This window comes from Faecalibacterium langellae, assembly GCF_002549775.1.
GTDB classification, from domain to species: Bacteria; Bacillota; Clostridia; order Oscillospirales; family Ruminococcaceae; genus Faecalibacterium; species Faecalibacterium langellae.
In genome coordinates this window covers 55,955-80,367 of record NZ_NMTR01000009.1, presented here as the reverse complement: position 1 = coordinate 80,367, position 24,413 = coordinate 55,955, and the positions used below count along the sequence as shown (strand labels likewise).

General features: G+C 60.4%; 22 protein-coding genes. 11 read left to right on the top strand and 11 right to left on the bottom strand.

Annotated features, from left to right (window positions below):
* Positions 1 to 3: 3 nt before the first annotated feature.
* The 4 genes from CGS49_RS03550 to CGS49_RS03535 all read left to right on the top strand — a co-directional run bounded on the left by CGS49_RS03550 (position 4) and on the right by CGS49_RS03535 (position 2,510).
* On the top strand, positions 4 to 558 hold the full coding sequence (locus CGS49_RS03550; RefSeq protein ID WP_097800541.1) for an NUDIX domain-containing protein: 555 nt from the start codon (positions 4 to 6) through the stop codon (positions 556 to 558).
* Complete coding sequence (locus tag CGS49_RS03545; protein WP_097800540.1) at positions 555 to 1,241, top strand: RluA family pseudouridine synthase; 687 nt, start codon at positions 555 to 557, stop codon at positions 1,239 to 1,241. Before CGS49_RS03550 ends, CGS49_RS03545 begins: the two co-directional genes overlap by 4 nt.
* A gap of 211 nt (positions 1,242 to 1,452) precedes the next feature.
* Positions 1,453 to 2,136: a GntR family transcriptional regulator gene (locus CGS49_RS03540; RefSeq protein WP_097800539.1), complete on the top strand. Its 684-nt coding sequence runs from the start codon at positions 1,453 to 1,455 to the stop codon at positions 2,134 to 2,136.
* 41 nt (positions 2,137 to 2,177) lie between these two features.
* Positions 2,178 to 2,510 (top strand): putative quinol monooxygenase, encoded by a 333-nt coding sequence (locus CGS49_RS03535; protein ID WP_097800538.1) that lies wholly within the window; start codon positions 2,178 to 2,180, stop codon positions 2,508 to 2,510.
* A 606-nt stretch (positions 2,511 to 3,116) separates the two neighbouring features.
* On the opposite strand, the gene CGS49_RS03525 is transcribed toward CGS49_RS03535, so the two are convergent.
* From CGS49_RS03525 to dnaA, 11 genes are all read right to left on the bottom strand, one after another.
* On the bottom strand, positions 3,117 to 3,698 hold the full coding sequence (locus CGS49_RS03525; RefSeq protein ID WP_097800536.1) for a manganese efflux pump MntP: 582 nt from the start codon (positions 3,696 to 3,698) through the stop codon (positions 3,117 to 3,119).
* Between the two features lie 297 nt (positions 3,699 to 3,995).
* A complete protein-coding gene (locus tag CGS49_RS03520; protein ID WP_179859015.1) occupies positions 3,996 to 4,973 on the bottom strand; it encodes a glycosyltransferase family 2 protein in 978 nt (325 codons plus the stop codon).
* A 10-nt stretch (positions 4,974 to 4,983) separates the two neighbouring features.
* On the bottom strand, positions 4,984 to 5,973 hold the full coding sequence (locus tag CGS49_RS03515; protein WP_097800534.1) for a glycosyltransferase family 2 protein: 990 nt from the start codon (positions 5,971 to 5,973) through the stop codon (positions 4,984 to 4,986).
* A 15-nt stretch (positions 5,974 to 5,988) separates the two neighbouring features.
* Positions 5,989 to 6,966, bottom strand: coding sequence for a glycosyltransferase family 2 protein (locus CGS49_RS03510; protein ID WP_097800533.1), 978 nt, complete (start codon positions 6,964 to 6,966; stop codon positions 5,989 to 5,991).
* 172 nt (positions 6,967 to 7,138) lie between these two features.
* Entirely contained in the window at positions 7,139 to 9,721 is a 2,583-nt protein-coding gene (gene gyrA, locus CGS49_RS03505) for a DNA gyrase subunit A (protein WP_097800532.1), read from the bottom strand.
* 12 nt (positions 9,722 to 9,733) lie between these two features.
* Positions 9,734 to 11,728, bottom strand: a complete 1,995-nt coding sequence (gyrB, locus tag CGS49_RS03500; protein WP_097800531.1) for a DNA topoisomerase (ATP-hydrolyzing) subunit B — start codon at positions 11,726 to 11,728, stop codon at positions 9,734 to 9,736.
* Positions 11,729 to 11,818: 90 nt separating this feature from the next.
* Positions 11,819 to 12,076 (bottom strand): extracellular matrix regulator RemB, encoded by a 258-nt coding sequence (remB, locus tag CGS49_RS03495; protein ID WP_097800530.1) that lies wholly within the window; start codon positions 12,074 to 12,076, stop codon positions 11,819 to 11,821.
* 81 nt (positions 12,077 to 12,157) lie between these two features.
* On the bottom strand, positions 12,158 to 13,279 hold the full coding sequence (gene recF / locus CGS49_RS03490) for a DNA replication/repair protein RecF (RefSeq protein WP_097800529.1): 1,122 nt from the start codon (positions 13,277 to 13,279) through the stop codon (positions 12,158 to 12,160).
* Entirely contained in the window at positions 13,279 to 13,494 is a 216-nt protein-coding gene (locus CGS49_RS03485) for an RNA-binding S4 domain-containing protein (protein ID WP_097800528.1), read from the bottom strand. The genes recF and CGS49_RS03485 overlap by 1 nt, the downstream gene beginning before the upstream one ends.
* A 12-nt stretch (positions 13,495 to 13,506) precedes the next feature.
* The gene (gene dnaN, locus CGS49_RS03480) at positions 13,507 to 14,613 is read right to left on the bottom strand and encodes a DNA polymerase III subunit beta (protein WP_097800527.1); all 1,107 of its coding nucleotides are present in this window, start codon (positions 14,611 to 14,613) and stop codon (positions 13,507 to 13,509) included.
* A gap of 400 nt (positions 14,614 to 15,013) precedes the next feature.
* On the bottom strand, positions 15,014 to 16,336 hold the full coding sequence (gene dnaA / locus CGS49_RS03475) for a chromosomal replication initiator protein DnaA (protein ID WP_005937115.1): 1,323 nt from the start codon (positions 16,334 to 16,336) through the stop codon (positions 15,014 to 15,016).
* 368 nt (positions 16,337 to 16,704) lie between these two features.
* On the opposite strand from dnaA, the gene rpmH reads away from it, so the two are divergent.
* From rpmH to mnmG, 7 genes are all read left to right on the top strand, one after another.
* Positions 16,705 to 16,839, top strand: coding sequence for a 50S ribosomal protein L34 (gene rpmH / locus CGS49_RS03470; protein WP_005924258.1), 135 nt, complete (start codon positions 16,705 to 16,707; stop codon positions 16,837 to 16,839).
* 210 nt (positions 16,840 to 17,049) lie between these two features.
* Positions 17,050 to 17,457, top strand: coding sequence for a ribonuclease P protein component (gene rnpA, locus CGS49_RS03465; RefSeq protein ID WP_097800526.1), 408 nt, complete (start codon positions 17,050 to 17,052; stop codon positions 17,455 to 17,457).
* Complete coding sequence (gene yidD / locus CGS49_RS03460) at positions 17,454 to 17,768, top strand: membrane protein insertion efficiency factor YidD (protein WP_097800525.1); 315 nt, start codon at positions 17,454 to 17,456, stop codon at positions 17,766 to 17,768. Before rnpA ends, yidD begins: the two co-directional genes overlap by 4 nt.
* Before the next feature lie 322 nt (positions 17,769 to 18,090).
* The gene (locus CGS49_RS03455) at positions 18,091 to 19,152 is read left to right on the top strand and encodes a YidC/Oxa1 family membrane protein insertase (RefSeq protein ID WP_242975348.1); all 1,062 of its coding nucleotides are present in this window, start codon (positions 18,091 to 18,093) and stop codon (positions 19,150 to 19,152) included.
* Positions 19,153 to 19,169: 17 nt separating this feature from the next.
* A complete protein-coding gene (gene jag, locus CGS49_RS03450) occupies positions 19,170 to 20,336 on the top strand; it encodes an RNA-binding cell elongation regulator Jag/EloR (RefSeq protein WP_097800523.1) in 1,167 nt (388 codons plus the stop codon).
* Between the two features lie 212 nt (positions 20,337 to 20,548).
* Positions 20,549 to 21,919, top strand: coding sequence for a tRNA uridine-5-carboxymethylaminomethyl(34) synthesis GTPase MnmE (gene mnmE, locus CGS49_RS03445; protein ID WP_097800522.1), 1,371 nt, complete (start codon positions 20,549 to 20,551; stop codon positions 21,917 to 21,919).
* A gap of 517 nt (positions 21,920 to 22,436) precedes the next feature.
* The gene (gene mnmG, locus CGS49_RS03440) at positions 22,437 to 24,305 is read left to right on the top strand and encodes a tRNA uridine-5-carboxymethylaminomethyl(34) synthesis enzyme MnmG (RefSeq protein WP_097800521.1); all 1,869 of its coding nucleotides are present in this window, start codon (positions 22,437 to 22,439) and stop codon (positions 24,303 to 24,305) included.
* Positions 24,306 to 24,413 lie beyond the last annotated feature (108 nt).

Here is a 24,413-nt window from a genome sequence, read left to right as displayed (position 1 = left end):
AAAATGGAGAAGACCACACATTACGAAAAAGCGCTCACCAGCGAGGTGCTCTTTGAGGGCCGGGTCATCACCCTGACCAAGGATACCGCCCTGCTGGAAAACGGCAAGACTGCCACACGCGAGGTGGTGCATCACCACGGCGGCGCGTGCATCGTGCCGTATTTTGCGGATGGCACCATCTGCATGGTGCGGCAGTTCCGCTACGCCATGCAGCAGGAGCTGTGGGAGCTGCCCGCCGGCAAGCTGGAAAAGGGTGAGGACCCCTTCGAGGCCGCCAAGCGCGAGCTGGAGGAGGAGTGCGGCCTGACCGCCGACAAGTACACCTCGCTGGGCGAGTTTTTCCCCACCGTGGGCTACGACACCGAGGTCATCTACACCTGGGTGGCCACCGGCCTGCACGAGACCCACATGCATCTGGACGACGACGAGTTTCTGACCCCCGACCGCGTGCCGCTGGAAAAGGCTTACGAGATGGTCATGAGCGGTGAGATCAAGGACGGCAAGACCATCGCGGGCATCCTGAAGCTGAAGGCCCTCCTCGCCGAGGGCAAGCTGTGAACATCCTGTACGAGGATGCGGCCCTTGTGGTGGTGGACAAGCCTGTCGGGCTTTCCAGCGAGGAAGGCGTACCCGCCGCCCTGCGGCAGCACTGGAACGCCCCGGACGCCTTTGTGGGCGTGGTGCATCGGCTGGACACCGGCGTGTCCGGCCTGATGGTGTTTGCCAAAACGCCGAAGGCGGCCGCAGAACTGAGCCGCCAGGTCACCCAGAGCCAGAACGCCTACGCCGTGCAGGACGGCCGGGCCGAGGGCAGGGCAGAAGCGCCGCAGTTCGTCAAGCAGTACCGGGCCGTCATCGCAGGCGGACCGGACGAACATCTGCCGGAAGGCGGCACCCTGCGGGACTACCTGTTCAAGGACAGCCGCAAGGGCCGGGTGTTCCCGGTGAGCCGCCCGCGCAAGGGTGTACGGGAAGCGGTGCTGGAATACCGCATCCTGCAGACAGCAGGGGAGAACAGCCTGACTGAGATCACGCTGCACACCGGCCGCACCCATCAGATAAGAGTGCAGTTTGCCTCCCGGAAGCATCCGCTGGCCGGGGACGGCAAGTACGGCAGCCGGGTGAAGGGAAATATTGCCCTGCAGAGCTGCGGCCTGCAGTTCCGGCACCCGGAAAGCGGGGAGCCCATGGCCTTCACCCTGCCGCTGCCGGAAGGGGAAGTGTGGACGAAGTTTTTATAAATGATGTATTTGCTGCGCAAACATGATGTTGTCCTTCGGACAAATGATGATTGCCGCTTTGCGGCAAAATGATGTGTGCCTGCGGGCACATGAAAAATTGCGAGGGGCCCGCCCCGAGCGCATCATGGCCGCTGCAGGCGGAAACATCATGCCCGAAGGGTGCCTCATGTTTGCCCGAAGGGCAAATGCATCATTCCAATAGGTGAGAGGTATGGAACAATACAAGACCGACGCTGAAATTTACGCCGTGCTGGAGCGGGAGATCATCGACCTGACCCTCCGGCCCGGTTCCTTGCTGAGCGAGAACCCTCTGTGTGCCCGGTTCGGTGCGCCGCGCAGCCTGATCCGGGTGGTGCTGCAAAAACTGCAGGAGAACGGGCTGGTGAAGATCGTGCCGTACAAAGGCACCACCGTCACCCGGCTGAACCGGCGCATCGTGGACGAGCTGATCTACGAGCGCACCGCCGTGGAAGCCCGGGTCCTGCGGGACTTCACACCCCGGTGCACCCCGGAACAGCGGGCGCTGATCCGCAGACGGGTGGACGCCTACACCGCCCTTGCCCGCGCCGACGCCCCGGACTTCAACCGTCTGTACGAGGCAGACCGCATCCTGCACGAAACATGGTTTGCCGCCATGGACAAGATGTACCTGTGGCGCACGCTGCAGAACGCCCACGCCGATTACAGCCGCTTCCGGATGCTGGACACCATGACCAGCGGCGGGCTGGATGAGGTGATCGCCGACCACCAGAACCTGCTGAATGCCATCGAGCGCTGTGATCTTGCAGCGTTTGAACCGCTGGTGGAGCGGCACCTTTACGGCGGCATCCGGCGGCTGGGCTCGAAGCTGACCGAGGAATATGCCGACTACTTTGAACCGGAGACGGCAAAATAAATTGTTCCGCGTGGAACATTCTGGAAGGAGAGCCTTGCCCCATGAGCATCACCGTGAACCTGTACTACACCGGCCGGGACGGCAGCGCCCGGAAGTTTGCCGAAGAAATGGTTTCTTCCGGCACCGTGGACGCCATCCGCGCCGAGCCGGGCAACCTGAAATACGACTACTTTACCCCCTTCGATGACCCGGAGACCGTGCTGCTCATCGACAGCTGGGCCGACCAGAGCGCCATCGACGTGCACCACGCTTCGCCCATGATGCAGACCATCGCGGCCCTGCGCAGCAAGTACGACCTGCATATGCGGGTGGAACGGTATATCTCGGACGAGGTCGGCGTGCCGGAGAAAGACCAGAAGTTTATTCGAAAATAAAGAAAGCCAGAAAATCTGCGGATTTTCTGGCTTTCAATTTTCACGGAAGGTGACGGAGAGGGCGCACCCCGCTCCCCTGCGGGGAGCTGCCGCCGCAGCGGCTGAGGGGCCTATCAATCGGAGAAGCGAGAAAAAAGTGCAACGGCGACGACCGCCGCCAGCGGCGGATACAGGGAGGAGCTGTTGGGGCAGCGGCCTGCAGGATGCGAGTGCCGCCCAAGGCACGAAGCAGACGCAGGGTGCCGCAACCCGTCTGAGCGAAGCGGCTAGCATTTTTCCGCTTCGACTTCTCCTTTGGGATTATTAAGGGCGAGCAGCCCTTAGTTTGCAACGGCGACGACCGCCGCCAGCGGCGGATGCAGGGAGGAGCTGTTGGGGCAGCGGCCTGCAGGATGCGAGTGCCTCCCAAGGCACGAAGCAGACGCAGGGTGCCGCAACCCGTCGGCTCCAGCGCGTCGAAATCGCCGTGCCCTTGCCGCGCTAAACACGCGGCATTTGCTTCGCAAACCGGTCTGTGGCTTAAAAGTCCCACTGGGGCTTTCATGCCCTGCGGGCACCGCCGTCCTTTCTGGTTCTCTTTTGTGCGTCAAAAGAGAACAAACGCCGTTAGAACACCCCGGAAATAAAGATCTCCAGCCCGATGCCGATGAGGATGACGCCGCCCAGAATGTTGGCCTTGCCGGAAAGCTGGGTGCCGAACTTTTTGCCGATGCGCAGGCCCGCCATACAGATGAAGAAAGTGACGGCAGCAATGATGAGGGATGCCACCAGCGCCATCAGCCAGCCATATTCCGAGATGGTAAAGCCCACCGAGAGGGCGTCTATGCTGGTAGCCACGCCCTGCATGAACAGCGCACCGGCGCTGAGCTCGGCGGCTTCTTCGGCTTCTTCGCCCCGGATGCCGTCTGCCAGCATCTTGCCGCCGATGTAGCCCAGCAGTGCCAGCGCGATCCACGGGATGAACGTCTCAAAGGACGCAAACAGCTCCACGATGGTGTGCACGCACACCCAGCCGATCATGGGCATGGCGGCCTGAAAAATGCCGAAGGTGCCTGCGATCTTCACCATGGTGCCTTTGCCCATGTGCGGGTCGTGCAGGCCGTTGGCCATGGACACCGAAAATGCATCCATGGCAAGGCCCACGCCCAGCAGGGCGCTGTTGAGGAAAAATACAAAACTCCATTCCATATTGTCTGCCTCCTGAAATTGACCAGAGATCTCGGGCAATACAAAACCCGGTCCAGGCGCGTGCACGTCCGGACCGGGTCAATTTTTTCTCATCGACTCCATGTGTACGGGTGCAGAAACTGCGCCAAAAACACATGAGTCTCGCAAATGAAAGCAAGCCAGACCGGAACCAACGGTCATTATGTTGACTTGCTGCGCCCTGCAAAAGCGCCTGCTACTCCCCCACGGGTATTGTGATCCCGTTCATCTTATCACACTTCGGGGCAGAAGTCCAGACGAACCGGCGTTTTTTCGTTTTTACCTCTCTTTTTTCCAGCGGCGGTCAAAATACCGATCCTGCGACAGGATAAAACAAAGGGTGTTCCCCAGTGCACGTAGGGTAATGGCATGTTCCTGCCGCAGTGCCCGGCGGGCGCGGCGCTCATACTCCCGCGCCTGCTGCATCCGGGGCGTTTTCCGCTCCTGTGCCGTCAGGTGGGTGCCCACATCGATGAGCGAGTGCAGCAGCACCCAGTACAGCTCACACAGCGAGCCCGTGACCCCGTGGCGGCGGGCGCACTCGAACACGGTGTAGTTTGCTTCCACCCGGTCGAGGTTGCGCAGGGTGACTTTGCTGTTCACGATGCTGCCCGCCACTTTGCGGTAGAGGTACAGCGCATCCGGGATATTGGCAATTTTCTCAGCCTTTTCGTAGGCGTAGGAGATGAGCATAGTGTCTTCGTTCAGCTTGCCCTCGGCAAAGCGCAGGCCGTCAAAAATGCTGCTGTGATACAGCTTATTCCACACTACCATATAGGGCAAAAGGGTACTGCGTTCCAGTGCCTGCGCGGGGGTGATGGTCTCCCGCCGCACATGCAGATACTGCTCCTCAATGGGCTGCAGCGCTTCGTCCACCTGCCGGTAATTGCACACGACCATCTGGGCACCGGTGTCCTGCACCGCCGCGTAGAGCTTTTCGCAGAAGTCCGGCGTGATGGTGTCGTCCGAGTCCACAAAGGCCACCCACTCGCCCCGGGCGGTGTCCAGCCCGGCGTTGCGGGCCCCGCTCAGACCCCGGTTTTTCTGGTGCACCACCCGGATGCGGCGGTCTTTGGCCGCCGCCGCGTCGCACAGAGCCGGGCAGTTGTCCGGGGAGCCGTCGTCTACTAAAATCAGCTCAAAATCCGCAAAGGTCTGGGCCTGAATGGACGCAATGCACGCGGGCAAAAAGCGTTCTGTCTTATACACCGGCACGATGATGCTGATGGCAGGCCGGGTGTTCTGTTCCTCTTTCACACTAAACTCCTCATTTCCGCTTTTCGGCACGGCGGCGGCACCGGTCCAGATACTTCTGTACCGACACCGCGCACACCAGCGCCGCCCAGATATTCCCGGGCGTGACGGCATGGGCCTGCCGCAGCTGGCGGCGGGCCGTGCGCTCATAGCCAAAGGCTTCCCGCATCCGAGGGCTGCGGCGCTGCTCCGGCGTCAGCTGGAACCATGTGCCCCACAGCGCCGTGAAAATCGGGCGGTAGGCCGCGCACAAGGTGTCGGTGATGCCGTTTTGGTACAGCACCTCGAATAAACAGTACCACGCTTCCACCCAGTCCAACGTTTTCAGGGTGGTTTTGCGGTGCATCGCACTGCCGGAGACGATGCGGTAGTTGTAGGGGTAGCCCGCCGTGCCGCACACGCAGGCGGCCCGCTCCAGCACCTGCGGCAGGAAAGCGGTGTCTTCAAAAGCTTTTCCTTCCGGGTAGCGCAAATCTTCGAACAGTTCCCGGCGGTAGAGCTTGTTCCAGGGCACCTGATATTCCGGCGTGACCAGCCGCCGCAGGGCTTCTTCCCGGTCCATCACTTCATCTGTGATGCGTGGCTCTCCCGGGCCGATGACCCTGCCTTCTTCATCCACACACTGCCCGCCGCAAAGGGCAATGTCCGCGCCTACCGCCAGCGCTGCCGTGTGCATCTTTTCCAGATAATCCGGCTGCACCGAATCGTCCGAATCCACAAATGCGATCCATTTTCCGCGCGCCATATCAATCCCCGCGTTGCGGGCAGTGCTGACGCCGCCGTTGGGTTTGTGGAACACCCGCACACGGTTGTCTTTTTCTGCCGCCGCGTCACACAGCACTGGGCAGCCATCCGGGGAGCCATCGTCCACAAGGATGAGCTCAAAATCCTCAAAAGTCTGCGTCAGAAGTGAGTCGATGCACGCCGGCAGAAAGCGCTCCACCTTGTACACCGGCACGATGACGCTGATCTCGGGTTCGCTTTTTTCCGTTCTTTCGTTCACAGTGTTTCTCCCGTTTTATTTCCGGTATTTCAGGTCAAAGTAAAGCTGCGGTTTTGCAAAGCAGAGTGCCGTTTCCAGCACATTGCGCAGGGTGCAGGCACCGCTTTGCCGAATCTCCATTTTTGCCTGTGCAATAAGCGTCTCCGCCTGCTTCACCCGGGCATCCTGCAGCAGTTCCGGCGAAAGCTGCTTTTTTATGTTGCGGAAATACCGTTTCATCAGCGCATATTGCAGATAAGCCGCGTCCTTTTTGCCGTGCCGCAGTGTGCATTGCAGCAGACCATAGTTGGCGTCGATTTCATCCAGATTTTTCAAGTTTGCCTTTCCATGCATAATACTTGCTGATTGCACCCGATAATGGTACAGCTTTTCCTCAACACAGGCAACCGCAGTTGCACGTTCAAAAATTTCCGGTGTAGTAAAGGCATCTTCATAGTTCTTTCCAACAGGGAAGACCACTCCTTCCAGAATATCCCGGCGGTGTAGTCTTGTTGTCGCCTGAATCAGTGGCGTAAGCCGCATCCGATGGATGGCTTCGTCCTGTGAAAGAATTTCTGTGCGAAGCGGCTGTTCCTGATACCGGCAAGGGATTCCATCCTCCTGCATAAATAAAAGATTGCAGGCTACTATCTCTGCACCGGACTGTTTCCCAGCACAATACAGCTTTTCAAGATAGGTTTTATCAATCACATCGTCCGAATCCACAAATCCAACCCAATTTCCACGAGCTGCTGCCAAACCAGCATTACGGGCCGTACTCACTCCGCCGTTGGCTTTATGGATCACCCGCACACGGTTGTCTTTTTCTGCCGCCGCGTCACACAGGGCAGGGCAGTTGTCCGGTGAGCCATCGTCCACAAGGATCAGCTCAAAATCCGTGAAGGTCTGGGCCAGAATGGAGTCGATGCACTCGTTCAGATATTTTTCCACCTTATACACCGGCACAATGACGCTGATCTCGGGATTTTTCAGGGGCTTCTTTTCTGCTGTCATACTTCCTCAAACCACTTTCTGTGTTCATGTTTATTCCGCAAAGGCTGGTTCTATTATAGCGGCTTTTCGCGCTTCTGAAAAGCCAAAGCTCTATTTTATCGCAAAAAATCCCCCGCATATCGTATCAAAACAATATACGGGGGATTTTCTCATGATTTAACCGGCAGAAAAATTATTCTTCTGTCTTTTCTTCCGCCTCAGGCGCCTCGGCTTCTGCCGCAGCATCGGCGGCTTCCATGGCGGCCAGCTGCTCGGCGGTGGGCTCGGCTTCGGCTTCGGAGGCGTCGATCTGCTCGGTCTGAGCCTCGTCGTCGTGGTCGGTGCGGGCCAGCACCATCACCTTGTCGTTCTCGCCCAGACGCATCACGCGCACGCCGGAGCCGTAACGGCTCTGCAGCGGGATCTCGTTCGCGTGCAGGCGGATGATGATGCCTTCCTGACTGCTCAGCAGCACATCGTCCACATCGTCCACGATCTTCACGGCGGCCACCTTGTCCTTGGCGGCGTCGTAGTTGCGGATGCCCTTGCCGCCGCGGGCGGTGACGCGGTAGGTGTCGATGTCGGAGCGGCGGCCCTTGCCGTTCTCGGTCACGGTCAGCACCGTGCCGCCCTCGCGGCAGATGCACACGCCCACCACTTCATCGCCTTCGGCCAGCTTGATGGCGCGCACGCCGTGGCCGCTGCGGCCCATGGGGCGGGCATCTTTTTCGTTGAAGCGGATGGCCTGACCGTTGCGGGTGGCAACGATGAGCATATCGTGGCCGGTGGTCAGGCGGGTCCATGCCAGCGCGTCGCCCTCGTTCAGGGCAATGCCGATCAGGCCGGTCTTGCGGATGTTGGCATACTGTTCCAGCGGGGTGCGCTTGATCAGGCCCTGCTTGGTGACCATGGTCACATAGCCGCCCTCCTGCTCAGCGTCCTTGCTCTGGCAGATCATGTTGGTGACCTTTTCGCCCTCGGCCAGCTGCAGCAGGTTGACTATGTTGCTGCCCTTGCTGGTGCGGCTGCCCTCGGCGATGGTGTAGCCCTTGATGCGGAACAGGCGGCCCCGGTCGGTGACAAAGAGCACATAATCATGGGTGGAACCGACGAACATCTCCTGCACGATGTCTTCTTCCTTGCGGGTCATGCCGGAAATGCCGCGTCCGCCGCGGCGCTGTGCCTGATAGGTGGCCTTGAGCTGGCGCTTGATATAACCGGCCTCGGTCAGGGTGTAGACACACTGCTCCTCGGCAATGAGGTCCTCGATATCCACCTCGCCGGTGACGGACTGGATCTCGGTGCGGCGCTCGTCGCCGAAGCGCTTCTTCATCTCCAGCAGTTCGTCCTTGACGATGGCCAGCACCCGGGCGTCGTCGGCCAGGATGGCTTCCCAGTTCTCGATCTTGGCGTGCAGGCCGTTCAGTTCTTCCTCGATCTTGAGAATTTCCAGACCGGCCAGACGGCCCAGCTGCAATTTCACGATGGCGTCTGCCTGCGGGTCGTCGAAGCCGAACTGCTCCATGATGGCAGCCTTGGCCTCGGCCATGCCGCCCTTGCAGGCGCGGATGGTGGCAATGAGTTCGTCCACGATGTCGGTAGCCTTCTTCAGACCTTCCAGAATGTGGGCGCGCTCCTTGGCCTTTTTCAGGTCGAACTGGGTGCGGCGGCGCACCACTTCGTCCTGAAATTCCACATACTTCTGCAGCATCTGCTTCAGAGTGAGGACTTTCGGCACCTTGTGGTCGATGGCCAGCATGATGACGCCCACGGTGTCCTGCAACTGGGTGTACTGGTACAGCTGGTTCAGGATGACCTGTGCGTTGGCGTCCTTGCGCACATCCACCACGATGCGCATGCCCTTGCGGTTGGTCTCATCGTTCAGGCCGGTGATGCCCTCGATGCGCTTTTCCTTGACGAGCTCCGCCATATTCTCGATCAGGCGGGCCTTGTTGACCATATACGGGATTTCCGTAATGACGATCTGGGTGCGGCCGTTCTTGGTCTCCTCGATGGTGGCACGGCCCCGCAGGGTAATTTTGCCGCGGCCGGTGGCGTAGGCGGCGCGGATGCCGCTGCGGCCCATGATGATGCCGGCAGTGGGGAAGTCCGGGCCCTTGATGTATTCCATCAGGCCGGGCAGGTCGATATCCGGATTGTCGATATAGGCCACGCAGCCGTCAATGACCTCGCTCAGGTTGTGCGGCGGGATGTTGGTGGCCATACCAACGGCGATACCCTGACTGCCGTTGACCAGCAGGTTCGGGAAGCGGCAGGGCAGCACGCTGGGTTCCTTCTTGGTCTCATCAAAGTTCGGGTCCCAGTCGATGGTGTCCTTCTCGATATCGGTCAGCATCTCCACGGCCATGCGGCTCATGCGGGCCTCGGTGTAACGGTAAGCAGCCGGGGGGTCGCCATCGACAGAACCAAAGTTACCTTGGCCATCCACCAGCGGGTAGCGCAGGGAGAAATCCTGTGCCAGACGGACCATGGCATCGTAAACGGATGCGTCGCCGTGGGGGTGATAAGAGCCCAGCACCGCACCGACGGTGTCAGCGGACTTGCGGTAGGGATGGCTGGGGTCGTTGCCGCGCTCGTGCATGGTGTACAGAATGCGGCGGTGGACGGGCTTCAGGCCGTCGCGCACATCGGGCAGGGCGCGGGACACGATGACCGACATGGAGTAGTCCAGAAATGCGGTCTCGATCTCCTTTTTGACATCGCGGATGATCTTTTTGGTTCCGCTGCCCGGTATCATCACATAATCTTCTTCCATTGTTTCCTCCAATTACACGTCCAGCTTTGCGTACTGGGCGTTGGTCTCGATAAAGCGGCGGCGGGGCTCCACCTGATCGCCCATCAGGATGGTAAAGGCTTCGTCGGCCTTCTCGGCATCGTCGATGGTGATCTGCACGATGACGCGGTTGTCCGGGTTCATGGTGGTCTCCCACAGCTGTTCGGGGTTCATCTCACCGAGGCCCTTATAGCGGTTCACCTTCGCGCCAGGCATCTCCTGCGAGAGCACGGCCATTTCGGCGTCGTTGTAGGCGTACTTGATGGTGTTGCCCTTCTGCACCTTGAACAGCGGCGGCTGGGCAACATACACATGGCCCTGCTCGATGAGCGGGCGCATATAGCGGAAGAAGAAGGTCAGCATCAGGGTGCAGATGTGGGAGCCGTCCACGTCCGCATCGGCCATGATGAACACTTTGTCGTAGCGCAGCTTGGAGATATCGAATTCATCACCAATGCCGCAGCCCAGTGCCAGAACCACGGGCATCAGCTTGTCGTTGCCGTAAATTTTATCGGCGCGGGCCTTCTCCACGTTCAGCATCTTGCCCCACAGCGGCAGGATGGCCTGAATGGCGGAGTCACGGCCCATCTTGGCGGAACCGCCTGCAGAATCGCCCTCGACGATGAAAATTTCAGTCTTGGTGGGGTCTTTCTCGCGGCAGTCGGCCAGTTTGCCGGGCATACGGCTGGTTTCCAGCGCGCTCTTGCGGCGCACCAGCTCGCGGGCCTTTTTGGCGGCGGCGCGGGCACGGGCGGCCTGGGTGGCCTTTTCAAAGATGGCCTTTGCCACACCGGGGTTCTCCTCGAAGAACTCCATGAGCTTTGCGTAGACCATGTTGGAAACCAGGGTGCGGATCTCGGTGTTGCCCAGCTTTGCCTTGGTCTGGCCCTCGAACTCGGCCTCCTGCAGCTTGACCGAGATGACGCAGATGAGACCCTCGCGCACATCGGCACCGGAAAGGTTCTCGTCCTTGTCCTTCAGCAGGCCGTGGCTGCGACCGTAATCGTTGAACACGCGGGTCAGGCTGGCTTTAAAGCCTTCCTCATGGGTGCCGCCGTCCGGGGTGTTGACGTTGTTGGCGAAGCTCAGCAGCAGCTCGTTGTAGCTGGAGTTGTACTGCAGGGCAATTTCGGCCATGCCGCGGTCGGTCTGGCCCTTGAGGTAGATGACGTTGGGGTGCAGCACGTCCAGCTTGCGCTTCTCGCCCAGATAGGTGACGAAGCTCTTGATGCCGCCCTCATAGCACATGACCTCGCTGCGGTAGCAGGGGTCGCCCTCCTTGCCGTCCTCCAGCACGGGGGTGTACATCTCGCGCTCGTCGGTGAGGGTGATCTTGACGCCGGCGTTCAGGAAGCTTTCCTCCCGCAGGCGCTTTTCCAGCGTGTCGAAGTCGTAGACGGTGGTGTCGCGGAACATCTCCGGGTCCGGCTTGAAGGTGACGCGGGTGCCGGTGACGCCGTCCGCCACGGTGCCGATGCACTTGAGCGGGCCGTCCGGGTCGCCGCGGCGGAAGGTCTGCTCGTACTCGTGGCCGTCGCGTCGCACGTTGACAGTCAGCCACTCGGAACAGGCGTTGACGACGGATGCGCCCACGCCGTGCAGGCCGCCGGCCACCTTGTAGCCGGAGTTCTCGCCGCCGAACTTGCCGCCGGCGTGCAGGATGGTGTAGACGACGGTGACGGCGGGCAGGCCGGTATCGGCCTGAATGTCCACGGGGATGCCGCGGCCATTATCGGTGACCTGGATGATGTTGTCCTTGAGAATTTTGACCTCGATGTGGTCGCAGTAGCCGGCCAGTGCTTCGTCGATGGCGTTGTCCACGATCTCGTACACCAGATGGTGCAGGCCGCGCTCGCCGGTGGAGCCGATATACATGCCGGGGCGCTTGCGGACAGCTTCCAGACCCTTCAGGACCTGAATTTCGCTGGCGTTATACTCGTGGTCGGTAGCGGTTTCGGCATTTGTGCTGGTAATGATTTCTTCTGCCATTTCCTTTCTCCCTTTTGTTCGTTATTCGTATGTTTGCTCGATCTATCGTAAAAGCAGGGCGTTTTCGCCTTGCCTGTTGGCTGTGTTTATTTATTCGATCATCTTTTCTGCCCTGCGGCGCATGGCGGCAGGGGACAGCTCAGAGAGATACACGGTATCCACCACGGCCCCATCCGCCAGAACATAGCTCTGGGGCAGCTCGTCGGACAGGCTCACCACGGCCCCGTTCTTCTGGGCATAGTTGAGGAACTCCCGCCCGCGGGGGGTGATGGTGGTGGTCTCGAGGTTGAAGATGCCGATGATGTCGCGGTCATTGATGACGTAATCCCGGCCCAGATGAATATACATACAGTATTTTCCTCATTCCGGCAGCTCATGCATAAAATGTGGTATATGCACATGGAGCGCATGTACTTTTGCATCATTTTTTCATGCTTTGCTCAGTACGCCGCCGTCCATGCGGTAGACCTCGCCGTCCGTCTTGAGGAAGGCGGTGTCATCGCAGCTGGTGACGAAGGTCTGCTTTTCCTTCATGCGGGTGAGCAGATACTGCTTGCGGCTCTCGTCCAGCTCGCTGAGCACGTCGTCCAGCAAAAGCACCGGGTGTTCGCCGGTGATGCGGGCAGCGGCAGCGGCTTCAGCCATTTTCAAGGACAACACCACGCTGCGCTGCTGTCCCTGGCTGGCAAACACCTTGGCAGGGTGGTCATCCAGCAGCAGTTCGATGTCCTCCCGGTGGATGCCGCACAAACTCTGCCCGGCCCGCAGTTCTTCGCTCTGGTGCTGCTTCAGGCATTCGGTCAGGCCGCCCGGCTCAAACTGGGCGGCGTAGCGGATGCCCATGCGCTCCGCCCCGTGAGAAAGCTCCTGATAATTGGCGCAGGCGAGGGGCCCCAGCAGGGCCAGATATTCCCGCCGCCGCTTCTGGATGGCCTCGCCCTGGGCGGCAAGCTCCGCATTCAGCACTTCCAGCATGGCGCATTTTTCGGCATAGGGGCGCTCGACCCCGTTTGCAGAATGGCGCAGCAGCGCATTTTTCTGCTGCAGCACCCGCACATACCGCCGGTAAGTGGCAAGGTAGCCGGGGTACAGCTGGCACAGGGCCGCGTCCAGAAATTTGCGGCGGCCCTCCGGCGCGCCCTTCACAAGGCTCAGGTGGCCCGGGTCGAACACCACAGCGGGGAAGCTGCCCGCCAGGCCCGCCGCGCGCTTGGGCGGGGTGCCGTTCACCGAGGCGTAGCGCCCCGGCCGCTGGGAATCCGGCGTGCCCACCGTGATGCGCACATGGCTGGGGTCGTCCCGCTCCTGGTCTTCCTGCCAGGCCCGCAGGGTGACGGCATCCAGCACCGCAAATGTTTCCCCGCGGCGCACAAGCTCAGCGTCCTTGCCGCCCCGGAAGCTCTTGCCGCCGGTCAGCAGCCAGATGGCTTCCAACAGGTTCGTCTTGCCCTGGCCGTTGTTGCCGCAGATGACGGTCAGCTCCCGGCCGGGCTCCAGCTGTGCCTTTGAAATATTGCGGTAATTCGTGACTTCCAGTGAGAGCAGACGCATTATTTGCCCTGCCCGACTTCCACGCTCTGGCCGTCCAGCTCGATCACGTCGCCGGGCACGCACTTTTTGCCGCGCATGGTGCACACCTCGCCGTTCAGCTTCACAGCACCGCCCTGCACCAGCTCTTTGGCTTCGCCGCCGGTCTCGCACAGGCCTGCATATTTCAGCAGGGCATCCAGCTTGATAAATTCCGTATGGATGAGAATTTTCTGCATAAAATCGTCCCCTTAGTCGTTCTTGAAGCGCACCGGCAGCACCAGATACAAAAAGTCATTGCCCTCGGCCGGCAGCACCTTGACCGGGCTCAGGGGGCCGCTGATCTCCAGACGGACCTTCTCAGTGCGGGCGTTGCGCAGGGCATCCAGCAGATAGCGGTTGTTGAAGCCGATCTCCACCTCGTCGCCCTCGCAGTCGGCGTTGAACTCGTCCACCACGCGGCCGAGGTTGGTCTGGCAGCGCACCACGACTCTACCCTCTGTAAAGGAGATGCGGAGGGGGTTCTTTAAACGCTCTGTAATAATCAGGGAAGCGCGCTCAATGGTCTCAATGAAGTCCTTGGTGTCGATGGTCACCCGGGTGCGGCTGCCGTCCGGAATGACGTTGCGGTAGTTGAGGAACTCGCCCTCGATCAGGCGGCTCATGATGGTGTAGCCCGCGGTCATGAACACCACATAGCGGCGGTTCGCGCTGATGTGCACCGGCTCCTCGTCGTCGTTGGGCAGCAGGTGGGCCACTTCGGTCATGGTCTTGCTGGGCACGATGATGCGGATATCCTTCACAGCAGTCACCGGCCGTTCCACGATGGCCAGGCGGTAGCCGTCCAGCGCCACGACGGTGAGCTTGTCGGGCAGGATCTCGAACAATTCACCGGTGTGCGCCGGTTTTTTCTCGTCCTGGCTGACGGCGTACAGGGTGCGGTCGATCATGTCCTTCAGCACGCCGGTCTTGATGGTCAGGGTCTCCTCGGCACCGGTGTTGGGCAGCTCTGGGAAATCGGTGGCCGGCATGGACTGGATCTCAAACTGGGCAACACCACCCTGGATCGTTGTTTTTCCGTTCTCGGCGGAGGTGATGGTGACCTGACCGGCAGGCATCCGGCTGATCATGCTGCTGAGCAGCTTTGCGTTCAGCACGATCTCACCGGCCTCCTTGACATTGGCCTCGATGGTGGTCACGATGCCCATTTCCAGGTCGTAGCCGGTGAGGGTGAGCTGGAAGCCCTCGGCTTTCAGCAGGATGCCTTCCAGCACGGGGATGGCAGAACGCATGGTGACGGCTTTGGATACGCCGTCGATGGCGGTGCTCAGAAGAACTTTATCGCATACGATGTTCAAGCTGAATTCTCTCCTTTGTTTTCCCCGGAACAGCAGACGGCTTTACAATGGAAAACTGTCTGCTGACCGGTGTTTCTATATTGAACTTGTTGTAGTAACCGTAGTAGGGGGTGGGGAACTTGTGGAAAAACCGGAAAAGCCTTGTCGGGATGCGGGGGTTTTGGTTTCCACGGGGTTGTGAATGCACTGTGAAGGAATTGTGGAAAAGGGGAAAGCGGCCCGGCTTTCAACGCCCCTTGTGAAAAACAGGGGTTGAATGTTGAAAAGTCTGTGGAAAGTGTGGAAAGGTTTGCGTTTTTACCACAAGATGTGGGCCTTTTTTCCGCATTTTGTTCCGTTTTTTCCCCATATTTTGGGGTTTGGCCCTCGAATAGGTATGACTTTTTGTCGAGGGCTGCGCTCAGGCCTTCACGTTTTTGATGATGTCGCTCACGGTCTCGCGCAGGTGCTGGTCGTTCTTCATGTCCCGCTCCATAGTCTTCAGCGAGTAGACGATGGTGGAGTGGTCGCGGCCCGAGAACTCGCGGCCGATCTCCTCCATGCTCATGCCGGTGACTTCGCGCAGGATGTAGATGGCCACGCGGCGGGCGGAGGCAACGTTGGCGTTGCGCTTGGTTCCGCGGATGTCGGCGGGGGAGACGTTGAAGGTGCGGGACACCTCACCGATGATCTTCTCAATGGTCACGGGCACCGGCTGGGTCTCGTTGAGGATGTCCTTGATGGCGTTCTGTGCCACGCTGATGACCGGCTGGATGCCTTCCAGCATGTAGTAGGCGTTCAGCTTCTTCACGGCGCCTTCCAGCTGGCGGATGTTGTTCTTCAGGTGGTTGGCAATGAACTCGGCCACATCCTCGGGCAGGTCCAGGTGCAGCAGCTCTGCCTTGCGCTTGACGATGGCCACGCGGGTCTCAAAATCCGGCGGCTGCACGTCGGCGGTCAGGCCCCACTCAAAGCGGGTGCGCAGGCGTTCCTCCAGGCTCTTGATCTCCTTGGCGGGGCGGTCGGAGGCGATGACGATCTGCTTGTGGGCGTCGTGCAGCGAATTGAAGGTGTGGAAGAATTCTTCCTGGGTGGATTCCTTGCCGGCGATGAACTGGATATCGTCCACCAGCAGCAGGTCCGCCACGCGGTACTTCATGCGGAAGTCCTCGGTGCTGCCAGCACGGATGGCGGCGATCAGCTCATTGGTGAACTGCTCACAGGTGACGTACATGATGACGAAATCGGGGTGGGTGCGTTTGATCTCGGTCTGGATGGCGGTGAGCAGATGGGTCTTGCCCAGACCCGAGCCGCCGTAGATGAACAGCGGGTTGTAAGCGCCGGAAGGGTTGGCCGCCACCGCCTGCGCAGCAGCAAACGCAAACTGGTTGGACGGGCCCTTGATGAAGTTCTCAAAGGTGAACTCGTAGTTGCCCTGGGGCGAGGCGGGGTTCGCCTCGTACTGCTGGGCCAGCACCACCTCGTGGGGCGGGGTGCTGGGCACCACCAGCGTGATGTCCACATCAAAGCCCAGCACGGTCTTGAAGGCCTCCTTGAGCAGGCCGAGGTAGCGGTCCGTCACGATCTTGCAGATGAAGTCGTTGCGCACCGAGAGGGTGATGTGGCTGGAGTCCTCAAAGCTGATGGGCTCCAACCCGTCGATATAGAGATTATAGGTCGGCTCGGCCATCTGTGTTTTGCAGTACGCCTGGGCGGCCTCTAAAACGTCCTTGAAAGAATCCATAAAACATCCACTCCGTTAAAGTTTTCAACAATGCTGCTGATACTAGGTTAGTATACCACAAAAACCGCTGTGAGTCCATATTTCTATAATGTAATTTATAATACATAAAAAAAGACTGCCTGCGGGCGTTGTGGCGGGGTGAAACCTAGGCCACAATATCTTGTGGCAAACAAGTTTTCCACGGCAAAATGGTGAAAAAGTTGAAAATCTTTTCACAAAAAAGTTTGCAAAAAGTTTGCGCGAAAGCGAAAAAAATGCTTGACAGAACGCCATACTATGCGATATACTGTTGAATTGCAAGCCTGTCCCCACTCTGGGGCCGCATCAGACCCCATACCGGGGATAAGTTTTTACGGAGGATACAAACCATGAAAAGAACTTTTCAGCCCAAGAAGCGTCAGCGCAAGGAAGTTCATGGCTTTCTGACCCGCATGAGCACCAAGAACGGCCGCAAGGTCATCAATGCTCGCCGTGCAAAGGGCCGCAAGAGCCTGACTGTCTGATCTTTCGCTTGAACGAGGGATCCGGCGCAGAAATGAATATGCGCACAAAAGACCGCTGATATTGGATTGGCGGTCTTATTTTTTTGAAAATTGAAAGATTTTTCGTAAAAATGCCCCCATGGGCTTTCAAAGTCGAAAAATTTTTGATATACTGACCTAAGAGTACCCTCTTTTCAAGGGGCGTACCGGTCACAGAAAGGAGGCGCGGAAATGCGCTATCGTCCCATCCGCCGCAACAGCGAGTTTGGCAGAGTGTATGCCCGCGGCAAGTCCTATGTGAACCAGGCACTGGTGCTGTATGTGCTCAAGACCCGATCCAAGCGCACCCGCGTGGGCCTGACCGCCACCAAGAAGATCGGCCATGCCGTGCAGCGCAACCGTGCCCGCCGCGTGATGAAGGCGGCCATCGACGAGCATCTGGATTACAACATCGGCGGCTACGATCTGGTCTTCGTGGCCCGGGGCATGACCCCCCGGCTGAAAAGCTGGCAGCTGAGCGCCATCGTGGCAAAGCTGTTCGCCCAGGCCGGGCTGCCGGATAAGGCAAAGCGGCCCGACGCGCCGCCGCCCGCCACGGTGCCCCCGGCCCGCAGAGCAAAGCCGGAGCCGAAGGCGTGAACCGCGTTCAGCTTGCCTGCCGCAAGGCCCTGTGCGCGCTGATCCGGGTGTATCAGTACACCCTCAGCCCGTGGATCGGCCGCAGCTGCCGGTTTACGCCCAGCTGCAGCAACTACACCATGCAGGCCATCCTGACCCATGGCTGCGTCAAAGGCGTCCTGCTGGGGGCCTGGCGCATCGCGCGGTGCAACCCCTTTGGCAAGTGGGGCTATGACCCGGTGCCGGAAAAGGGAAGGTGGCGCAGCGATAAGCGCAGGCTGCAGCCTGCAAAGCTGTTTTCCACCCGGCACAGACGGAATGTGGAAAAATAAAACGTGGTGCTGGATATGTTCTCTTTTGCCGCACAAAAGAGAACCAGAAAGGACGGCGGTGCCCGGAGGGCGTGAAAGCCCCAGTGGGGCTTTCAAGCAGGCGAGCGGTCTGCGATAGCAGATGGAAGGGCTTTGCCCTGACAAGCGTCGAGGCCGCGACAAACACGAAATCAAAAAATAAATTTCCGCTATTTATGGCCAGAGTGAAACGGCGGCCATTTTAGATATTATGCTTCTTGTGACGCGCTGCACTGTGGGCGGCGTGTCCTACGATAAAAAATAATGCGTCCCGGGCCACAGCCGGGGCAGAATGGACAAAGGTATGAACTTCTTTTACATCCTGAGCGGTCCTCTCGGCTATGTCATGGAGTGGATCTACAAGCTGCTGCCGAACTACGGCTGGGACATCATCCTCTTCACCCTGCTCATCAACATCGTCAAGATCCCCCTGCAGACCAGCCAGCAGAAGAGCATGGCGAAAATGTCTGCTTTCCAGCCCATGATCGCGGAGATCCAGACCAAGTACAAGGATAAGCCCGAAAAGCAGCAGGAAGAACTGATGAAGCTGCAGCAGGACTTTGGCTATAAGCCCACGGCCGGCTGCATGCCCATGCTGCTGAATTTCCTTGTCATGTTCGGCGTTATCGGCGTGGTGTATAACCCGCTGGAGCGCATTTTCCACATCAGCGCCGCTGCACTTGCCAGCGCAGGCGAGGCTATGACCGCCGCCGGCATCTCCTTTACCGCCATCACCCGCGATACCAACATCATCGCCGAGGTGGTTGCCGGCAACAGCGGCGTGCTGGGCTGCTTTACCGCACAGCAGATCGCTACCATCACCGAGTTCAGCCAGCACATGAACTTCTTTGGCATCGACCTGACCCGCATCCCGAAGCTGGGTCTTTCTCTGGATCTCGTGCTGCCGCTGCTGTCGGTCATCACCATGTTCCTGTCCACCCACATCAGTATGAAGGCCTCCGGCCAGCAGATGCAGGGCAGCATGAAGCTGACCATGTATATGATGCCGCTGATGTACCTGTTCTTCTGCTTTACCTACCCGCTGGCATTCTCTCTGTACTACGTCATTTCCAACATCGTCATGACCGCACAGACTCAGGTCATGCGCAAGTTCTACGACCCCGAGAAGATGCGCAAGGAAGTGGAAGCGGAGATCGCCGCCAAGCGCAAGCAGGAAAAGCGCGGCGTGAAGAACACCACCATCACGGTGACCGACCCCAAGACCGGCAAGAGCGTGGAAAAGAACCTTTCCGCCAGCGAGATGAACAAGCGCCGTCTGGAGTATGCCCGCCAGCTGGACGCCGAGCGCTACAAGGATGAGCGCACCGTGCCGCTGAGCGAGCTGAACAAGCAGGACAAAGAATAAGAGGAGGATGAACGGTTATGATCCGTAAGCAGGAAGCGACCGGCAAAACGGTCGATGAAGCCCGCGCAAAAGCCTGCGCTCTGCTGGGCGTGCAGGCCGATGATCTGAATGTGAGCTATGAAGTGCTGGAGATGCCCCAGAAGACGGGCTTTCTGGGCCTGAAGCTCACCCCCGCCAAGGTGTGCGTGAGCGTGGAGGAGCCGGATGCCCCGGCTGCTGCTCCTGCGCCTGCCGCCGAAGAAAAGGCCCCCGTGCAGCCCGTGAAGGAGGAGCAGGCCGCTCCCGCCGCACCGGCTGTGGAGGAGGTGCCCGCCCCGGCCGCACAGCCGGAAGCAGCGGCAGAACAGCCTGCTGCCCCTGCCGCAGAAGCTGCCGAGCAGCCCGCCGCAGAGGAGGAGACCGAAGTCCCCATCAACATTGCAGAAAACGCCAAGGTGAAGGCCGCTGTGGAGTACCTGCAGGAAGTCATCACCAAGATGGGCGTGGAGAACGTCACCTTCAGCGCCGTGCAGAAGGGCGAAGCCACCATCATCCGTCTGGACGGTGAAAAGCTGGGTGCCCTCATCGGCCGCCGCGGCGAGACCATGGAGAGTCTGTCCTATCTGGCAAGCCTCGTGGCCAACCGCCTGGAGGGCGATTACATCAAGCTGGGTCTGGACGTGGCCGGCTACCGCGACAAGCGCGAGAGCGACCTGACCGCCCTGGCACAGCGCATCGGCACCAAGGTGCGCAAGACCGGCCGCAGCTTTGCCATGGAGCCCATGAACCCCTACGAGCGCCGCATCATCCACTCGGCCATCAGCAAGATGGAGGGTGTGCGCAGCGAGAGCAAGGGGGAGGGCCGTGACCGCCGCGTGGTCATCTACTCCACCGCACCCGATGCCCAGACCGAGAACACCTACGGCGAGCGCCGTCCCCGCGGCGGCCGCGGCAACGGCCGTCGTCCCGGTGGAAACCGCAAGGACGGTTATCGCGGCGGCAGCCGTGGCGGTGAGCATGGCGGCCGCAGCAACGGCGGCTACCGTGGAAACCGCAGCGGTGCACCCCGCGGCCCGCGTCCTTCCAGCGTGCCCGAGCGCACCTATGCCCCCCGTGACGCTGAGAGCGCCGCACCGGTGGCACCCAAGCGCACCGAGCGCGTGGACGACTTTGCCGATTTCAGCTTTGGCAAGATCGAGCTGTAATGCGTTGAACTGATCCTGAGAGCCTTCCGCTTTTTGCGGAGGGCTCTTTTTAATGCGACAGAGAAAAAATACGGCCGGATTTTCAACCGTTTTCCGGGAAAACGTTGAAAAACAGTATCATTCGGCCGCGATTCGTGGTAAAATGGAACTGTATCGGCTGAAATGAATGAAATGAACAAGGCCGGACATGGGAAGGGAACGGGAGGAAGATCATGCAGGAAACGACCATTGCAGCCATCGCAACGGCACCGGGCGCAGGCGGCATTGCCGTGGTGCGGCTTTCCGGTGCCGAGAGCTACCGGGTGGCGGCACGGGTGTTCCGCCCGGCCAACCCGAAAAAGAGCGTGGAAGCGGCCAAGGGCTACACCGCCCTGTTCGGCCATTTCGTGGAAGGGGACGACGTCTTTGATGAGGGCGTGGCCCTGTTTTTCCGCGCACCCCACAGCTACACCGGCGAGGACGTGGTGGAGCTTTCCTGCCACGGCGGCAATGCGGTGGCGCGCCGGCTGGTGGAAGCCTGCTTTGCGGCGGGCGCGCAGCCTGCGGCCCGTGGTGAGTACACCCGCCGCGCTTTTCTCAACGGCAAGCTGGGCCTGACCCAGGCCGAAGCCGTGATGGACCTGATCTCCGCCGATGGCCGTCAGGGCGCGGCGCTGGCCAACGCGGCCCTGAACGGTGCACTGGCGAAGAAGATCAACGCCCAGAAAGATGCCCTGACCGGGCTGCAGGCCCACCTGGCCGCGTGGGTGGACTTCCCCGAGGAAGATGTCCCGGAGCTGGATGCCGCCCATCTGCAAAGCGTTCTGGGCGGCGTGAACGCCGAACTGGACGCCCTCATTCGGAACTATCAGGCCGACACGGTCCTGCGCGAAGGTGTGGACTGCGCCATCCTGGGTCGCCCCAACGCGGGCAAATCCACCCTGCTGAACCGGCTGGCCGGGTTCGACCGGGCCATCGTGACCCCGGTGGCGGGCACCACCCGCGATGTGGTGGAACAGGCCGTGCAGCTGGGGGATATCCGGCTGAACCTGTTCGACACCGCCGGTCTGCGCGAGACCGAGGACGCCATCGAAGCCGAGGGCATCCGCCGCAGCTGGAAGAAGCTGGAGGAAGCGGGCCTGATCCTGGCGGTGTTCGACGGCTCCGAGCCGCCCACCCGCGAGGATCTGGAACTGGCTCGGCGCTGCGCCGGACGCCCGGCCATCGCGCTGGTGAACAAAGAGGATAAGCCTACTCGGTTCGACGCGGAGCTTATCGCGCCGTATTTTGCCATGGTGCTGCCGGTCTGCTGCCGGGAGGAGGGGAGCCGCAAGGTCATTGCGGCGGCGGTGGCCCGTCTGCTGGGCACCAGCCAGATCGACCCCCATGCCGCCAGCCTGTCCGGCCAGCGGCAGCTTGCCGCCGCAATGCGGGCACGAGATGCCGTGGCCGGGGCGCTGGACGCCGCCGCAGGCGGCTTTGGGCTGGATGCGGTGTCGGTCTGCGTAGACGACGCGCTGGACGCCCTGTGCGAACTGACCGGCGAAAACGCTTCGGAAGCCGTCATCGAACAGGTGTTCGAGCGGTTCTGCGTGGGGAAATAAGGGCGGGGATGTTCTCTTTTGACACCAAAAGAGAACCAGAAAAGTGCCAGCGATTTCGACGCGCTGGAGCCACGAAAAAGGGGCTGCTCGCCCCTTTTAACCCCAAAGCAGAGGGCTACACCGGAAAAAACTGAAGATTCACGCCTGTTCGGCGTGAAGATCTTTTAACCGTTTTTTCCGGCTCCGCCGATTTAAAGCCCCTCAGTCGCTGCGCGACAGCTCCCCCCGGGGGAGCAAGCGCAGCAGCTGCCGTTTCCCGTTACGACCCCTCCTGTGAAAAGGCGAATCTGGAAAATCCGCAGATTTTCCAGATTTGCGAAATTAAAAATAATTCTTCCGCTGAATATGCCCAGCAACGACGACGACCGCCGCCAGTGGCGGAAACAGGGAGGAGTTGTTGGGGCAGCGGCCAGCAAGACGCGAGTGCCGCCCAAGGCACGATGCGGATGCTGGGTGCCGCAACCCGTAAGCAGCGGAGGGCATTTTAAATCAATTATTAGAGGAAACCCGAAAGTATATGAACCACTTAGGAGATTATGATGTGATCGTCATCGGCGCCGGCCATGCGGGCATCGAAGCGGCCCACGCCGCCGCGACGCTGGGCGCAAAGACCGCCGTCTTTACCATGAGCCTGGATGCTATCGGCAATATGCCCTGCAACCCCAGCATCGGCGGAACGGCAAAAGGTACGCTGGTACGCGAATTGGATGCTCTCGGCGGCGTGATGGGCCTTGCCGCCGACGCCACCTATCTGCAGAGCCGGATGCTGAACAAGGGCAAGGGACCGGCCGTCCACGCCCTGCGGGTGCAGACCGATCGCAAGCGCTACCACGAATATATGAAGCACGCCCTTGAGCTGACGCCCGGCCTTGCCATCCATCAGGCCGAGGTGGTGGGCATCGAGGTGGAGAACGGCCATGTGAAGGGTGTCGTCACCCAGCTGAACGGTGAGTACAGCGCAAAGTGCGTGGTCATCGCTACTGGAACGAACCTCGGCGGCAAGATTTTCGTCGGTGATGCGTGGTATGCGTCCGGCCCGGACGGCATGCACGCCGCCAACGCCCTGACCGACAGCCTGAAAGCAGCCGGTCTGCCGCTGCGCCGGTTCAAGACCGGCACCCCGGCCCGCGTGCACCGCCGCAGCATCGACTTCAGTCAGCTGGAATGCCAGCCCGGCGACCCGGACAGCGAGCTGCAGCCCTTCAGCTTCATGACCGATGCACCCATGCACAACAAGGTGGAGTGCTGGATCGCCTACACGAATCCGGAAACGCACAAGATCATTCTGGACAACATCCAGCGCAGCCCGCTCTACGGCGGCATGATCGAGGGCGTGGGCCCGCGTTATTGCCCGTCCATCGAGGACAAGGTGGTGCGCTTTGCAGGCAAAGACCGCCACCCCATCTTTGTGGAGCCCTGCGGCGAGAACACTGAGGAGATGTACCTGCAGGGCGCGTCCAGCAGCCTGCCGGAGGACGTGCAGAACGCCTTCTACCGCAGCATCAAGGGTTTTGAACACATTGAGATCATGCGCCCGGCCTACGCCATCGAGTACGACTGCGTAGACCCCACCAGCCTGGAAGCCACGCTGGAAAGCAAGGTGGTGCGGGGCCTGTACGGGGCAGGGCAGTTCAACGGCACCTCCGGCTACGAGGAAGCCGCCGCGCAGGGCCTGCTGGCGGGTCTGAACGCCGCCCGCAACGCGCTGGGCAAAGAGCAGCTGATCCTGCCCCGGCACACCAGCTATCTGGGCACGCTGGTGGATGATCTGGTCACCAAGGGCGTCATGGACCCCTACCGCATGATGACCAGCCGCAGCGAGTACCGCCTGACCCTGCGGCAGGACAACGCCGACCAGCGGCTGACCCCCATCGGCAGGGAGTATGGCCTTGTGCAGGATGACCGCTGGGCCAAGTACCAGCACACCCAGAGCATTCTGGAAGCGGAGCGCCGCCGCCTGCACGAGGCGCATCTGCGCACCGCCGACCTGCGCGCCGCCATGGAAGCGGCGGGCCTTGCGCCTGCAGCCGAGGGCGGCATTGCCGAAGAACTGCTGCGCCGCCCGGAGATCAGCTACCCGCTGCTGGCGGGCGTCATCGGCTGGGGAGAGGAGATCACCCCCATGCTGGCCGAGCGGCTGGAAACGGAGATCAAGTATGCGGGCTACATTGCCCGGCAGGACCGCATGATCAAAGACGTGGCCCGCCACGAGAAAACGCTCATCCCGGAGGATTTCGAATACGCCGACCTCACCGGCCTGACGCTGGAAGCCCGCGAGAAACTGGCCCGCATCCGCCCGAAGAACCTCGGGCAGGCCGGGCGCATCCCCGGTGTGTCGCCGTCGGATGTGGCACAGCTGAGCATTGCGCTGGCAGCAAGGAAGTAAAAGAGAGGGCAGGCCAACGGGTAGCTTTCTCCTCGGACGCGGTTCGGGCCATTCCATCGCCCGCCCTATTGCCTTCGGCAACAGGGTCCCACCCCAGCGGACGGTCCT